Here is a 12879-nt window from a genome sequence, read left to right as displayed (position 1 = left end):
CCGCCAACCCACCCCGCCCCACCTTCGACAGGTCCATGGTGGCCTTGGAAAATGCGATGGGTTGGAAGGGTGGGAGAAACTTGGGGTCAGAGTCCTTTCGCGCAGCGAAAGGACTCTGACCCCTGCCTTTGCCTTTTTCTTTTCATTACGCGGGTGGCGGCCACAGGAACCTGTCAGGGGGCCGGGCGGTGGGGCTGGGCGGGGGCGTTGAGCGCCATGGATGGCGCGAAACGAGGCCCGCATGGACGCGGTTGTTGCCGTCCCCCGACCAGCCCCACCGCCCGGCCAACCCCCCGGCTGCAGCTTCAAACAACAGCCACCCGCGAGGGGGTCTCACCCGTTCGCCAACTCACAGCGCCAGCGCCATCTCCACAGGCACCGCAACCGGCACCGCCAGGCACTCCCGCACCGGGGCGAAACTGCGTCGGTGCTCCACGCACGGGCCATGCTCGCGCAACGCCGCCAGGTGCGCCGGCGTGGCATACCCCTTGTGCTGGTCGAAGCCGAAATGCGGGTACTGCGCATGCACCTGCTGCATGTAACGGTCGCGGCTGACCTTGGCCAGGATCGAGGCGGCCATGATCGCGCGGTCGATGGCATCGCCGCCGATCAACGCCTCGCCCGGCAGCACCAGACCCTTGGGCACGACGTTGCCGTCGATGCGGGCCAAATCGGCCACGTGGGCCACCGCAGCCACTACCTCACGCATGCCCTGCAGGGTGGCCTGGTAGATGTTCAGCCGATCCACGGTGGGCGCATCCACCAGCACGACATGGAACGCCAGCGCACGGTCGATGATGCGGTCGTACAGCTGGTCGCGGCGGGCGGCGGTCAGCTGTTTTGAATCATCCAGCCCGTTGATGCGCGGCCGTGCCGGGTTGAAGACCACCGCGGCCACTGCAACGGGACCGGCCAGCGGGCCGCGACCGGCTTCGTCCACCCCGGCGATGCGCTGCACCGCCACCGGTGCCGGACCGCCCCCGCCGAACAGCGCCAGCGTGGCGGCGGCAGCGCCGCGACGGCTCACGAAGCCACCGCCTCGCGTGCGACCAGTTCCGCTACGGCGTCGGCGGCGCGTGCCGACGCATCGCGGCGCAGGACACCGTGCAGCTGCTCGTAGGTGGCCTGCAGGTCGATGATCTTCTGCGGGTGGTCGAACCACTGCTGGATTGCCGCGGCCAGCTTTTCCGGCACGCAGTCGTGCTGCATCAGTTCCGGCGCCAGGTCTTTGTTGGCCAGGATGTTGGGCAGGGCATAACGGTCCACCTTGAGCAGGCCCAGTGCCTTGACCAGGCGGTAGGTCAGCTCGTTGACCCGGTAGCCCACCACCATCGGGCGCTTTACCAGCATCGCTTCCAGGGTGGCGGTACCGGAGGCGAGCACCACCACGTCGGCGGCGATCATCGCCATGCGCGCCTGGCCATCCAGCACATGCGAATGCGCAACCGGCAGGGCCGAGCCGGAGAGTTGCTGGTCGATCAATGCACGGCAGGCCGCATTGGCTGCCGGCACCACCACGTGCAGGCCCGGGATGCGTTCGCATACCTGCCAGGCCGCCTCGAAGAACGGTTCGCCGAGCCGGCTGATTTCACCCAGCCGGCTGCCGGGCAGTACCGCCAGGACCTTGGCGTTGGAAGGCAGGCCCAGCCCCGCGCGCGCCTGCTCGCGGTCTACGTGCAGGGGAATGTCATCGGCCATCGGATGGCCGACAAAACGAGCATCGATCCCGTGCCGGGCGTAGATCGGCGGTTCCATCGGAAACAGGCACAGCACCAGGTCGGCGCTGGCGCCGATCTTCTCGGCGCGCTTCTCGCGCCAGGCCCACACCGAAGGGCTGACGTAGTGCACGGTGCGGATGCCACGCTGCTTCAGCCAGCGCTCCACGGGCAGGTTGAAAATCAGGGGCGTCGATGCCGATGAACACGTCCGGCTGCCATTCCAGCACGCGCTGGCGGAACTGCGCGCGCAGCTTCAACAGGCGTGGCAGGTGCCGCAGTACTTCGGTCAGCCCCATCACGGCCAGCTCGCTGGCATCGAACCAGGTCTGGCAGCCGGCACCGCGCATGCTGTCGCCGCCGATGCCGGCGAATTCGGCATTCGGGAAACGGGCCTTCAGTTCGCTCACCAACCCCGCACCCAGCAGATCGCCGGAGGCTTCGCCGGCCACCAGCGCAACGCGCAGCGGCCGCGGATCCACGCGCGCCGGCAGGCTGGCGTTGTGCACGCGGAGCGGGATGACCGCGGCGGTCGGCGGCAGCGGCGCAGGATTCATCGCAGCAGCGGCCGCTCGGCCTGCTCGATGAATGCCAGCAGCTCGGCCACGTCCTCGCTGCTGCGGGCCTGTTCGGCCAGCTGGACCTTGGCTTCGGCCAGCGGCAGGCCGGCCACGTACAGGGTGCGGTAGGCGCGCTTGATGCTGGCGATGCGCTCGGCATCGAAACCGCGGCGCTTGAGGCCTTCGCTGTTGATGCCGCGCGGGCGGCCGAGCGAATCACTTCCCACCATGGTGAACGGCGGCACGTCGCCATTGGTCAACGCGCCCATGCCGAGGAACGCATGCGCGCCGATCCGGCAGAACTGGTGCGCACCGGCGAAACCGCTGATGATCACGTGGTCGCCCACGGTCACATGGCCGGCCAGCGTGGTGTTGTTGGAAAACACGCAGTGGTTGCCCACGTGGCAGTCATGCGCCACGTGCGTGTAGGCCAGCATCCAGTTGTCGTTGCCGATCGTGGTGATGCCACCGCCGCCGCCGGTGCCGCGGTTGAGGGTGACGAACTCACGGAACACGTTGCGGTCGCCGATCACCAGTTCGGTGCGCTCGCCCGCGTACTTCTTGTCCTGCGGTTCACCGCCCACCGCCACGTGGCTGATGAAACGGTTGTCGCGGCCGATCCGGGTGGGACCGTGCACGCTGCAGTGCGGCCCGATCTCGGTGTTTTCGCCGATTTCGACATCGGCGCCGATCAGGGTGAAGGCGCCCACGCGGACGCCGTCGGCGAGTTTCGCCGACGGATCGATCACGGCCGTGGGGTGGATCAACGGAGCGTGTCCGCTCATCGGTGGTCCTCCTGTTGGGTTATTCGCGGGTGCCGGCACACATGACTTCGGCGCACGCGACGATCTTGCCGTCGACGAAGGCCTTGCAGTCGTACACCGCCATGTTGCGGATCACGCGCTTGATCTCCACGTGCATTTCCAGCACATCGCCGGGGACGACCTTGTCACTGAAGCGGACGTTGTCGACCTTCACCATGTAGAACAGCTTGGACTGTGCATCACGGCCCAGGGTGAGCTGGGTCAGCACGCCACCGGCCTGGGCCATGGCTTCGATGATCAGCACGCCGGGCATGATCGGCTGTTCCGGGAAATGCCCCTGGAAAAACGGCTCGTTGATGCTGACGTTCTTGCGCGCCACGATCCTGCGGTTCTCGAAGTCGAGCGATACGACCTTGTCCACCAGCAGGAAAGGGTAGCGGTGCGGGATCAATGCCCGGATCTGGGCGATGTCCGGCAGGGTCTGTTCCTGGCTCATTCCTTCTCCTTGCTCACAGACAGGATGCGACGGGCCAGCGCATCGAGCTGTTTGAAGCGCGCGGCGTTCTTGCGCCACGTGCGGTTGTCGGTCAACGGGGTGCCGGACGAGTATTCGCCTGGCTCGGTAATCGAGTTGCGCACCACCGACTTGCCGGTGATCACGACCTTGTCGCAGATTTCCAGGTGGCCGACCACGCCCACCGCACCGCCCAGCAGGCAGTAGCGGCCGATCTTGGCGCTGCCGGCGATGCCGGTGCAGCCGGCGATCGCCGAATGCGCACCGATCTGCACGTTGTGGGCGATCTGCACCAGATTATCCAGGCGCACGTCCTCGGCCAGCACGGTGTCTTCCAGCGCGCCGCGGTCCACGCAGGTATTGGCGCCGATCTCGCAGTCGTCGCCGATCCGCACGCCGCCCAGCTGCGGCACCTTGATCCACTTGCCGGCGTCCATCGCCAGGCCGAAGCCATCGGCGCCCAGCACCGCGCCGGGATGGATGCGCACGCGCTTGCCCAGCTTGACCCGGGTGACCAGGGTGACCCGGGCGATCAGTTCGCAGCCGCTGTCCAGCGTGCAGTCTTCGCCGATCACGCTGCCGGCGCCGATGATGCAGTTCTCGCCGACCACGCTGCGCTCGCCGATGGTGACGAACGGGCCGACATGGGCGCTGGCGGCCACCTGCGCGCTGGGGTCGATGACCGCGCTGGGGTGGATGCCGGGCGCGCGCGCGGGCACCACGTCGAACAGGGCGGCGATGCGGGCGAAGGTGTTGTAGGGATCCTTGGCCACCAGCGCCGTGCCGGGCGCGGCTTCGGCGTCGTCGGCGCGCAGCACCACGATGCCGGCCTGGCTGTCGGCCAGCTGCGCGCGGTAGCGCGGGTTGGCCAGGAAGGTGAGCTGGCCGGGTCCGGCATGGGCCAGCGTTGCCACGCCACCAATGGAGGTGGAGGCATCGCCATGGACCTGCAGGCCGAACTGCTCGGCGAGTTGCTGGGCGGTGTAGGTAGGAGTATTCACGCGGGGAGTTTACCGCGTGCCGTGACAGCGGTCATGTTGCCGAGTCAGGCGGGGGCAGGCTCGCGCCGCGCGATGCCCGGCGAGCGCGAAACGCGGGGGCGGCCGACTGCCCCCGGAAACGAAATCGCCGGGCAGTGCCCGGCGATCCCATACGACCTGCGGCAGGGCTTAGAACTGTCCGCCGAAGGTGAACTGCAGGCGCTCGACTTCGTCGCCGTCTTCCTTCTTCAACGGGAAGGCGTAGCTGATCGAGATCGGACCCACCGGGGCACGCCACAGCAGGGCGACACCGGTAGAGACGCGCAGTTCGTTGGCCTTGAAGTTATCGACGCCGTTGTAGACGTTGCCGAAGTCAAGGAACGCGGACACGCGCGCCGACGGGCTGTCGAACAGGCGCGGGAAGTAGGCTTCAACGGACCCGACGGACTTGAACGAGCCACCCAGCGGCTGCCCGTTGGGATAGTTGCCCGTAACTTCGCGAGGCCCGAGTGTGTTGTCCTCGAAACCTCGGACGGAGTTGGTGCCACCGGCGTAGAAGTTCTCGTAGAACGGCAGCCCGGACGCGGTGACCACACGCTGTGTGCCATCCGCCTCTGTGAGAACGCGAGATACATCCTTTCCGTAGCTGTCGCCGTAACCAAGTTCGACACGGGTATTGATCACCAGCGAAGGAATGATCGGCCAGTACTTGCTGATCTGGTAGTTCAGCTTGTAGTACTCGACGGTCGAGCCCGGCAGGGTGGCTTCCAGGCCTACGCGCTGATAGGTACCGCGGGTCGGCATGAAGTAGTCATTGCGCGAATCGCGTGCCCAGCCCAGCTCACTGCGCCAGGCGTGGAACGTCTTACTCCCAACCGCATCGATATAATCAATGATCGACTTCGGCGTCGAGCCCGGGTACGTCGTGATCTGGTTGCTATCAATACCGAACATCAACGAAACCGTATCGGTCTCGGTGATCGGCACGCCGAACACCATCTGCGCCGCACCGTTGGTGCTGTTGTACTGCGCGGTGTTGAAGTCGGAGTAGTCCAGTTCGCGCCAGGACAGGTTGTAGCCCAGCGACACGCCGTCATCGGTGAAGTACGGGTTGGTGTAGCTGAAGCCGTAACGCTGCAGGTAGCTGCTGCGCGATGCTTCCACCGACACGCGGTTGCCGCCGCCGAGGAAGTTGTTCTGCGACAGCTGCACCGAGGTGGTCATGCCGTAGGACTGCGAGTAGCCCAGGCCGAACACGAAGCTGCCCGAGGTGGTTTCCTTGACGTTGTACACAACGTCGACCTGGTCGTTGCTGCCGGTGACCGCCGGGGTTTCCACTTCCACCGCCTCGAAGTAACCCAGGCGCTGCAGGCGGATCTTGGAACGGTCGATGGCGGCCTGCGAGTACCAGCTGTTCTCGAACTGGCGCATTTCACGGCGCAGCACTTCGTCGGACGTGCGGGTATTGCCGCGGAACACGATCTGGCGGACCGAAACGCGCGGGCCGGGGACGACCTGCATGTTGATCGCCACGGTGCGGTCGGCACGGTTGCTGGTCGGGATCGGGTTCACCTTGGCGAACGCATAACCGATGTTGGCCAGCGAATTGGTGATGCTGTTGCTGCTGAATTCCAGCAGCGCGCGCGAGAAGGTGTCGCCGGCCTTCTGGATGACCATGCGCTCGACGTCTTCCTGCGGCAGCACCGTATCGCCGCTGACCTTGATTTCGGAAATCTTGTACTGCTCGCCCTCGGTGACGCCGGCGCTGATGAACATGTCGCGCTTGTCGGGGCTGATCGACACCTGGGTGGAGTCGATGCTGAAGTCCACGTAGCCGCGGTCCAGGTACCAGGAATTGAGTTTTTCCAGGTCGCCGGACATCTTTTCCTTAGAGTACTGGTCATCGCGGCGATACCACGAGGCCCAGTTGTGTTCCTTCGACTCCCAGGTGTCCAGGATGTCTTCGGCTTCGAACTTCTCGGTGCCGATCAGGTTGACGTGGCGGATCTTGGCCGCCTTGCCTTCCTTGATGGTGATCGCGATGTCCACGCGGTTGCGGTCCAGCGGGCTCACCACCGGGGTGATTTCCACGTTGTACTTACCGCGGTCGTTGTACTGGCGACGAAGCTCCTGGGTCACCCGGTCCAGGCTGAGCCGGTCGAAGGTGCCGCCTTCGCTCAGGCCGATGTCGCTCAGGCCCTTCAGCAGCTGGTCGGACTTGATGTCCTTGTTGCCGGTGACGGTGAGCTTGTTGATGGCCGGGCGTTCCTTGACCGTGACCACCAGGATGTCGCCCTGCCGGTCCAGCTGCACGTCTTCGAAGAAGCCGGTCTTGTACAGGGCGCGGATGGTTTCACTGATCTTGGCGTCGGTCAGTGCCTGGCCGCGTTCCACCGGAAGGTAGGTGAACACGGTACCGGAGCTGATCCGCTGCAGGCCGTCAACGCGGATGTCGCTGACCGTGAAGGGGGCGGCAGCCTGGGCCAGTGCGGGGGCGCCGATGCCAACAGCGAGGGCGAGGGCCAGCAGGCGGCGGTTCGGGAGTCGCGTCATGTCACGTCCGGTTGAGGTCGATTGCGTGTTGCGGGATGCGGGATGCCGACGTGTAGACGGCGACAGCAGGAAAAAGTTCATCAAGGAGCCCAGGTTCATCGGGTGACCAGGCCAAGGATGTCGTTGTAGAACGCCAATCCCATCAGCCCTGCCAGCAGCGCCAGGCCAACGAACTGCCCGGCGGCCATGGCGCGCTCACTGAGCGGGCTGCCCTTGACCAACTCGATAAGGTAATACAGCAGGTGCCCTCCGTCCAAGACGGGGATGGGCAACAGGTTGATGATGCACAGGCTCAGCGACAGCAGGGCCAGGAACTGGAGGAACCAATCCAGCCCGCGCTGCGCGGAAACATTGGCCACCCGGGCGATGGTGACCGGGCCGGAAACGTTCTGCAGCGAGGCGCTGCCGGTGACGATCCGGCGCATCATGCCCAGCGAATCGGCGGCCATGCGGCCGGTTTCGCGGATGGCCACGGGCACGGCGGCAAAGGCGCCGTACTTCAGTACGGTGTCGTAGGCCGGGGCATGGGACTCGGAAAAACCGATGCCGAGCTGCCAGATGGGCTGCCGGTTGCCGTCCAGGCCCTGCCGGGGGGTGACTTCCAGTGCCAGCCGCTCGCCGCCGCGCAGCACGTCGATCATGCCCGCACCGCCGCGCTTGCCCAGCGCCTGTACGGCCGGGTAGACCTGGTCGGCGGCATCGATGCGCTCACCGTCCACCGCCACGATCAGGTCGCCGGGCTGAAGCACCCCGTGCACCGCGGAGTCGTCCACCAGCCGGTCCACCAGCGCCGGCTGCAGCCAGAACTGCCAGTTGACCCCGGCCAGCGGGGCGACCCGCCGTTCATCGAAGCCGGCCGGCAGCTGGGACAGCGGCAGCACGCGCTGGTGCTGGCGTTCCTGCGCGTCGACCACCTGCAGGGTGACATCGTGGCGGTCCATGGCGGCGGCGGTCAGCGCCATGCTGGCTTCGCCGACGGTGGCCACGCTGCGGCCATCCACCGACAGGATGCGCTCGCCGCCCTGCAGGCCGGCGGCCTGTGCCATGCCGGTGGCGCGGCCGACGGTGGCGGAGTAATCCTGCTTGCCGATCACGAACATCGCCCACAGCAGCAGCATGCACAGCAGCAGGTTGGCCAGCGGACCGGCCGCCACCACCGCGATGCGCTGCCAGACGGTCTTGTGGTTGAACGCCTGTCCACGCTCGTGGGGGTGCACCTCCACCTCGCGCTCGTCCAGCATCTTCACGTAGCCGCCGAGCGGAATGGCGGCGATGGCGAATTCGGTGCCATGGCGGTCGCGGCGCGACCACAGCGGCTTGCCGAAGCCCACCGAGAAGCGCAGCACCTTGACCCCGCACCGGCGCGCAACCCAGTAGTGCCCGAACTCGTGGATGGTCACGAGCAGGCCCAGGCTGACGATCATCCACCATACCGATCCGAGGAACTCAGTCATGGCAGCGCACGGCGGTGGTGGCGGGGCAGGGCATTCAGAGGGCTTCGATGGCAGTCCGGGTGAGCAGGCGGGCACGCTGGTCGGCGGCGAGCAGGCCGCCCAGTGTATCGGCAGGCTCGACCGGCAGTGTTGAGAGAGCGTTATCCACAAGCGCGGGAATGGTCAGGAAGCCTATCCTTCCCTGAAGAAACGCTGAAACGGCTTCTTCGTTGGCGGCATTGAGGACCGCCGCGGCAGTGCCACCGGCCTGCATCGCCTGCCAGGCCAGCGCCAGGCACGGGAATGCATCGGTGTCGGGGGCTTCGAAATCCAGACGTCCCTGCAGCAGCAGGTCCAGCCCACTGACCCCGGCGTCGATCCGCTGCGGCCAGCCCAGGCCCACGGCCAGAGTGGTGCGCATGTCCGGCAGGCCCATCTGGGCCAGGGTGGAGCCATCGATGAACTCGACCAGCGAATGGACCAGGCTCTGCGGGTGCACCAGCACCTCGATCCGCGTGGCCGGGACGTTGAACAGGTGGTGGGCCTCGATGACTTCCAGCCCCTTGTTCATCAGGGTGGCCGAATCCACCGAGATCTTCGGCCCCATCGACCATTTCGGATGGGCCACGGCCTGCGCCGGAGTCACCTGTTCCAGTTCGGCGCGACTGCGGCCACGGAACGGGCCACCGGACGCGGTCAGCAGGATGCGGCGTACGCCGGCGCCTTCCAGGCTGGCGTCGCGCGAGCGCAGGCACTGGAAGATGGCGCTGTGTTCGCTGTCGATCGGGATGATCTCCGCGCCGGCCTGCTGCGCGGTGTGCATCAGCAGCTCGCCGGCCAGCACCAGCGATTCCTTGTTGGCCAGCAGGATCCGCTTGCCTGCCGCAGCGGCGGCGAGCGTGGAGGACAGCCCGGCGGCACCGACTATCGCGGCAATCACGGTATCGCAGTCATCGCCGGCGGCCAGCGCGTCCAGCGCGGCGCTGCCGGCGTGCGCGGCGGTGTCCAGCCCGGCCTCGCGCAGGCCATCGCGCAGGCGCGCGTACAGCGCCTCATCGGCGATGACCGCGTGCAGCGGACGATGGGCACGGCACAGCGCGATCAGTGCATCGACCTGGGTGCCGGCGGCCAGCACGGTCGGCTGGAAGCGGTCCGGGTGGCGCGCGATGACGTCCAGCGACGATGCGCCGATCGAGCCGGTGGCGCCGAACACGGCGACACGGCGCAGGGCAGGGGCAGCATGCATGTCAGAGTCCGAAGATTTCCTTGCCGATGGCAAACACCGGCAATGCGGCCAGTACGCCGTCGACGCGATCCAGCACGCCGCCGTGGCCGGGAATGATGTGGCCCGAATCCTTGGCGCCAGCGTGGCGCTTGAGCAGGCTCTCGAACAGGTCACCGAGCACCGAGGCGAACACCGCCACCACGGTCACCAGCAGCAGCCAGGGCAGCTGCGCGGGGGTGACCAGCTGCCAGGCATCCACGCCGAAACCGAGGCCGAACACGGTGGCCACCAGCAGGCCGGCGAGCAGCCCCCCGAACAGGCCTTCCCAGGTCTTGTTGGGGCTGATGCGCGGGGCCAGCTTGTGCCTGCCGAAGGTGCGGCCGGCGAAGTAGGCGCCCGAATCGGCGGCCCAGACCACGGCCAGCGCGGTAAGCAGCCACAGGTGGCCCTGGTCGCTGGACGCATGCAGCAGCACCAGCGAGGCCCACGCCGGCAGGATCGCCAGGGTGCCGGCGAGCAGCTTGAGGGCGCGCGCCGGACTGTCCGGCTGCGCACCGAAATTGAAGAAGCGCAGCCACAGCAGGGCCAGCAGCCACCAGCCGACGCCGACCAGTGCGGCCACGCGGAACAGGAACAGCGAGGCGTCGCGGTCCCAGACCACCAGCACCATCAGCACCAGGTTGAGCAGCAGCAGGGTGGTACGGGCCAGCGTATCTTCCACGCCGGCCAGCTTCAGCCATTCCCAAAGGCCGATCAGGAACACCGCGGCGGCGGCGGCGGCCAGCCATTGGCTGGGCAGCAGCAGGATCGCGGCAATGGCCGCCGGCGCCATGATCAGCGCGGCGAGGACTCGGGTCTTGGTCATGGGCTGGACGTCTCGGTGGCCAGGGCAGCGATCTGGGCACTGGTCAGGCCGAAACGGCGCTCCCGCCCGGCGTAGGTGTCCAGCGCGCGCTGCAGCTGGTCGGTGTCGAAGTCCGGCCACAGTACATCGGTGAACCAGAGTTCGGTGTAGGCCAGCTGCCACAGCAGGAAGTTGCTGATGCGGGTGTCGCCACCGGTGCGGATGAACAGGTCCGGGGCCGGCATGTCGGCCAGCGCCACGTGGCTGCCCAGCAGGTCTTCGTCGATCTGTTCGGGCAACAGGCGGCCGGCAGCCACTTCATGGGCCAGCGTACGCGCGGCGCGCGCGATGTCCTGGCGGCCGCCGTAGCTGGCGGCGATGGACAGGGTCATCGCGGTGTTGTCCACGGTGCGCTGTTCGGCCAGCTGCATGCGGCTGACCAGCGAGGCGCCGAAGCGCTCGCGTTCGCCGATGAAGCGCACGCGCACCCCACGCCGGTGCAGTTCGTCCACTTCGCGATCCAGCGCGTGCAGGAACAGCTTCATCAGCGCCTGCACTTCGTCATCCGGGCGGCCCCAGTTTTCGCTGGAAAACGCGAACAGGGTCAGTGCCGGGATGCCCAGTTCCAGGCAGCGGTCGACGGTGCGGTTGACCGCGCGTGCGCCGGCACGGTGGCCGATCATGCGCGGACGGCGGCGCTGCTGTGCCCAACGCCCGTTGCCATCCATGATGATGGCAACGTGGCGCGGCAGCGCGCTGGGCAGCGGGGGCGGGGCTGAAGGCATCGGCTTCAGACCGCCATCAGTTCCTTTTCTTTTTCCGCAACGACCTTGTCCACGTCCTTGATGCTGTTGTCGGTCAGCTTCTGGATATCGTCCTCGGCGCGCTTCTTGTCGTCCTCGGTGATTTCCTTGTCCTTGAGCAGCTTGGCCACTTCCTGGTTGGCATCACGGCGGATGTTGCGGATGGATACCTTGGTCTCCTCGCCTTCCTTGCCCACGGTCTTGGCCAGTTCCTTGCGGCGCTCTTCGGTGAGCGGCGGCAGGTTCAGGCGGATAACGGTGCCGACCACGGTCGGGGTCAGGCCCAGGTCGGAGGCGTAGATCGACTTCTCGACCGCTGAGACCAGCGACTTGTCGAACACCGAGATCACCAGCGAGCGGCCTTCGGAGACGCTGATGGTAGCCACGTTGGCCAGCGGCGACTGCGAGCCATAGGCCAGCACGGAAATGCCGTCCAGCAGCGCCGGCGAGGCGCGGCCGGTGCGGATGGTGGTCAGGGTGTGGCGCAGAGCGTCGATGCTCTTGGCCATGCGCGTCTGCGCGTTCTGCTTGATGTCGTTGAGCATCGCCCGGTCCTGGGTATTACTGGAATCGGGCGATTATAGGCGAATAGGCGCCCAGCCGGGACCGCAGGGCCCCGGTCATGCATCCGGCGCTCAGGCGGCGGGATTGCGGCCGCTGACCAGGGTGCCGATGTTCTCGCCGTGCAGGATCTTCAGCAGTTCACCCGGCTGGCCCATGTCGAACACGCGCATCGGCAGGTCGCTGTCGCGCGCCAGGGCGAAGGCCGCCGTGTCCATCACTTCCAGGCCGCGGATGATCACTTCGTCGTAGGTCAGGCTGTCGAAGCGCACCGCATCGCTGTGCTTGTTCGGATCCTTGTCGTACACGCCATCGACCTTGGTGGCTTTCAGCAGCAGGTCCGCGCCGATTTCGATGGCGCGCAGGGCGGCGCCCGAATCGGTGGTGAAGAACGGGCTGCCGACGCCGGCGGCGAAGATCACCAGGCGGCCCTTTTCCAGGTGGCGGATGGCGCGGCGGCGGATGTAGTCCTCGCACACGTCGTTTATCTTGATCGCGCTCATCACGCGGGCCTTGGCGCCGACCTTTTCCAGCGCGTCCTGCATGGCCAGCGCGTTGATCACCGTGGCCAGCATGCCCATCTGGTCGCCGGTGACGCGGTCCATGCCCCCTGCGGCCAGGCCGGCGCCGCGGAAGATGTTGCCGCCACCGATCACCAGTGCCACTTCCGCGCCGGCCTGCTGGGCTTCGACCACTTCACGGGCCAGACGGTTGATGATCTTGGGGTCGATGCCGTAGTCCTCGTCCCCCATCAGTGCCTCCCCGGAAAGTTTCAACAGGATTCGGCGATAGGCGAGCTTGGACATGGGGGACCTCAGGGTGCGTGAATTCCCGGCAGATTCTACTGGCAAGCGAGGCGCTGCTGTAGTTATTTCGCGCACGGCCCCGCGCCAGGCCCGTCGCACCAGCGTGTGGCCGCTGCCGTGG

Annotated in this window: 11 protein-coding genes and 1 pseudogene; all 12 read right to left on the bottom strand. The window is 66.8% G+C overall.

Annotation, left to right across the window (positions count from 1 at the left end; translation table 11 throughout):
• Positions 1-349: 349 nt before the first annotated feature.
• Complete coding sequence (locus QE373_RS12675; protein ID WP_309687063.1) at positions 350-1027, bottom strand: ribonuclease HII; 678 nt, start codon at positions 1025-1027, stop codon at positions 350-352.
• A pseudogene (gene lpxB / locus QE373_RS12670) lies at positions 1024-2272 on the bottom strand (lipid-A-disaccharide synthase). The gene QE373_RS12675 and the pseudogene lpxB overlap by 4 nt, the downstream one beginning before the upstream one ends.
• Positions 2269-3060 (bottom strand): acyl-ACP--UDP-N-acetylglucosamine O-acyltransferase, encoded by a 792-nt coding sequence (gene lpxA / locus QE373_RS12665; RefSeq protein ID WP_057507849.1) that lies wholly within the window; start codon positions 3058-3060, stop codon positions 2269-2271. The pseudogene lpxB and the gene lpxA overlap by 4 nt, the downstream one beginning before the upstream one ends.
• A gap of 19 nt (positions 3061-3079) precedes the next feature.
• On the bottom strand, positions 3080-3535 hold the full coding sequence (gene fabZ, locus QE373_RS12660) for a 3-hydroxyacyl-ACP dehydratase FabZ (protein ID WP_057507850.1): 456 nt from the start codon (positions 3533-3535) through the stop codon (positions 3080-3082).
• On the bottom strand, positions 3532-4554 hold the full coding sequence (lpxD, locus tag QE373_RS12655) for a UDP-3-O-(3-hydroxymyristoyl)glucosamine N-acyltransferase (RefSeq protein ID WP_309687059.1): 1023 nt from the start codon (positions 4552-4554) through the stop codon (positions 3532-3534). Before lpxD ends, fabZ begins: the two co-directional genes overlap by 4 nt.
• Before the next feature lie 168 nt (positions 4555-4722).
• On the bottom strand, positions 4723-7086 hold the full coding sequence (gene bamA / locus QE373_RS12650) for an outer membrane protein assembly factor BamA (protein WP_309687056.1): 2364 nt from the start codon (positions 7084-7086) through the stop codon (positions 4723-4725).
• 95 nt (positions 7087-7181) lie between these two features.
• Positions 7182-8540, bottom strand: coding sequence for an RIP metalloprotease RseP (gene rseP, locus QE373_RS12645; RefSeq protein ID WP_309687054.1), 1359 nt, complete (start codon positions 8538-8540; stop codon positions 7182-7184).
• 34 nt (positions 8541-8574) lie between these two features.
• Positions 8575-9765 (bottom strand): 1-deoxy-D-xylulose-5-phosphate reductoisomerase, encoded by a 1191-nt coding sequence (dxr, locus tag QE373_RS12640; protein ID WP_309687051.1) that lies wholly within the window; start codon positions 9763-9765, stop codon positions 8575-8577.
• A gap of 1 nt (position 9766) precedes the next feature.
• Positions 9767-10609 (bottom strand): phosphatidate cytidylyltransferase, encoded by an 843-nt coding sequence (locus QE373_RS12635; protein ID WP_057507855.1) that lies wholly within the window; start codon positions 10607-10609, stop codon positions 9767-9769.
• Positions 10606-11373: a polyprenyl diphosphate synthase gene (gene uppS / locus QE373_RS12630; RefSeq protein WP_309687048.1), complete on the bottom strand. Its 768-nt coding sequence runs from the start codon at positions 11371-11373 to the stop codon at positions 10606-10608. The genes QE373_RS12635 and uppS overlap by 4 nt, the downstream gene beginning before the upstream one ends.
• 5 nt (positions 11374-11378) lie before the next feature.
• On the bottom strand, positions 11379-11936 hold the full coding sequence (gene frr / locus QE373_RS12625; RefSeq protein ID WP_057507857.1) for a ribosome recycling factor: 558 nt from the start codon (positions 11934-11936) through the stop codon (positions 11379-11381).
• Between the two features lie 90 nt (positions 11937-12026).
• Positions 12027-12758, bottom strand: a complete 732-nt coding sequence (gene pyrH, locus QE373_RS12620; RefSeq protein WP_057507858.1) for a UMP kinase — start codon at positions 12756-12758, stop codon at positions 12027-12029.
• Positions 12759-12879: the final 121 nt, after the last annotated feature.

Origin of the sequence: Stenotrophomonas sp. SORGH_AS_0321, from assembly GCF_031453215.1 — a bacterium.
GTDB lineage: Bacteria > Pseudomonadota > Gammaproteobacteria > Xanthomonadales > Xanthomonadaceae > Stenotrophomonas > Stenotrophomonas chelatiphaga.
Note: the sequence above shows the minus strand (reverse complement) of the source record. Positions and strands in the feature narration are given on the sequence as shown.

Bases quoted from the DNA above. Each gene is read 5' to 3' on its own strand.
- lpxA (WP_057507849.1), bottom strand. From the start codon at position 3,060: ATGAGCGGACACGCTCCGTTGATCCACCCCACGGCCGTGATCGATCCG.
- fabZ (WP_057507850.1), bottom strand. From the start codon at position 3,535: ATGAGCCAGGAACAGACCCTGCCGGACATCGCCCAGATCCGGGCATTG.
- bamA (WP_309687056.1), bottom strand. From the start codon at position 7,086: ATGACGCGACTCCCGAACCGCCGCCTGCTGGCCCTCGCCCTCGCTGTT.
- rseP (WP_309687054.1), bottom strand. From the start codon at position 8,540: ATGACTGAGTTCCTCGGATCGGTATGGTGGATGATCGTCAGCCTGGGC.
- dxr (WP_309687051.1), bottom strand. From the start codon at position 9,765: ATGCATGCTGCCCCTGCCCTGCGCCGTGTCGCCGTGTTCGGCGCCACC.
- QE373_RS12635 (WP_057507855.1), bottom strand. From the start codon at position 10,609: ATGACCAAGACCCGAGTCCTCGCCGCGCTGATCATGGCGCCGGCGGCC.
- uppS (WP_309687048.1), bottom strand. From the start codon at position 11,373: ATGCCTTCAGCCCCGCCCCCGCTGCCCAGCGCGCTGCCGCGCCACGTT.
- frr (WP_057507857.1), bottom strand. From the start codon at position 11,936: ATGCTCAACGACATCAAGCAGAACGCGCAGACGCGCATGGCCAAGAGC.
- pyrH (WP_057507858.1), bottom strand. From the start codon at position 12,758: ATGTCCAAGCTCGCCTATCGCCGAATCCTGTTGAAACTTTCCGGGGAG.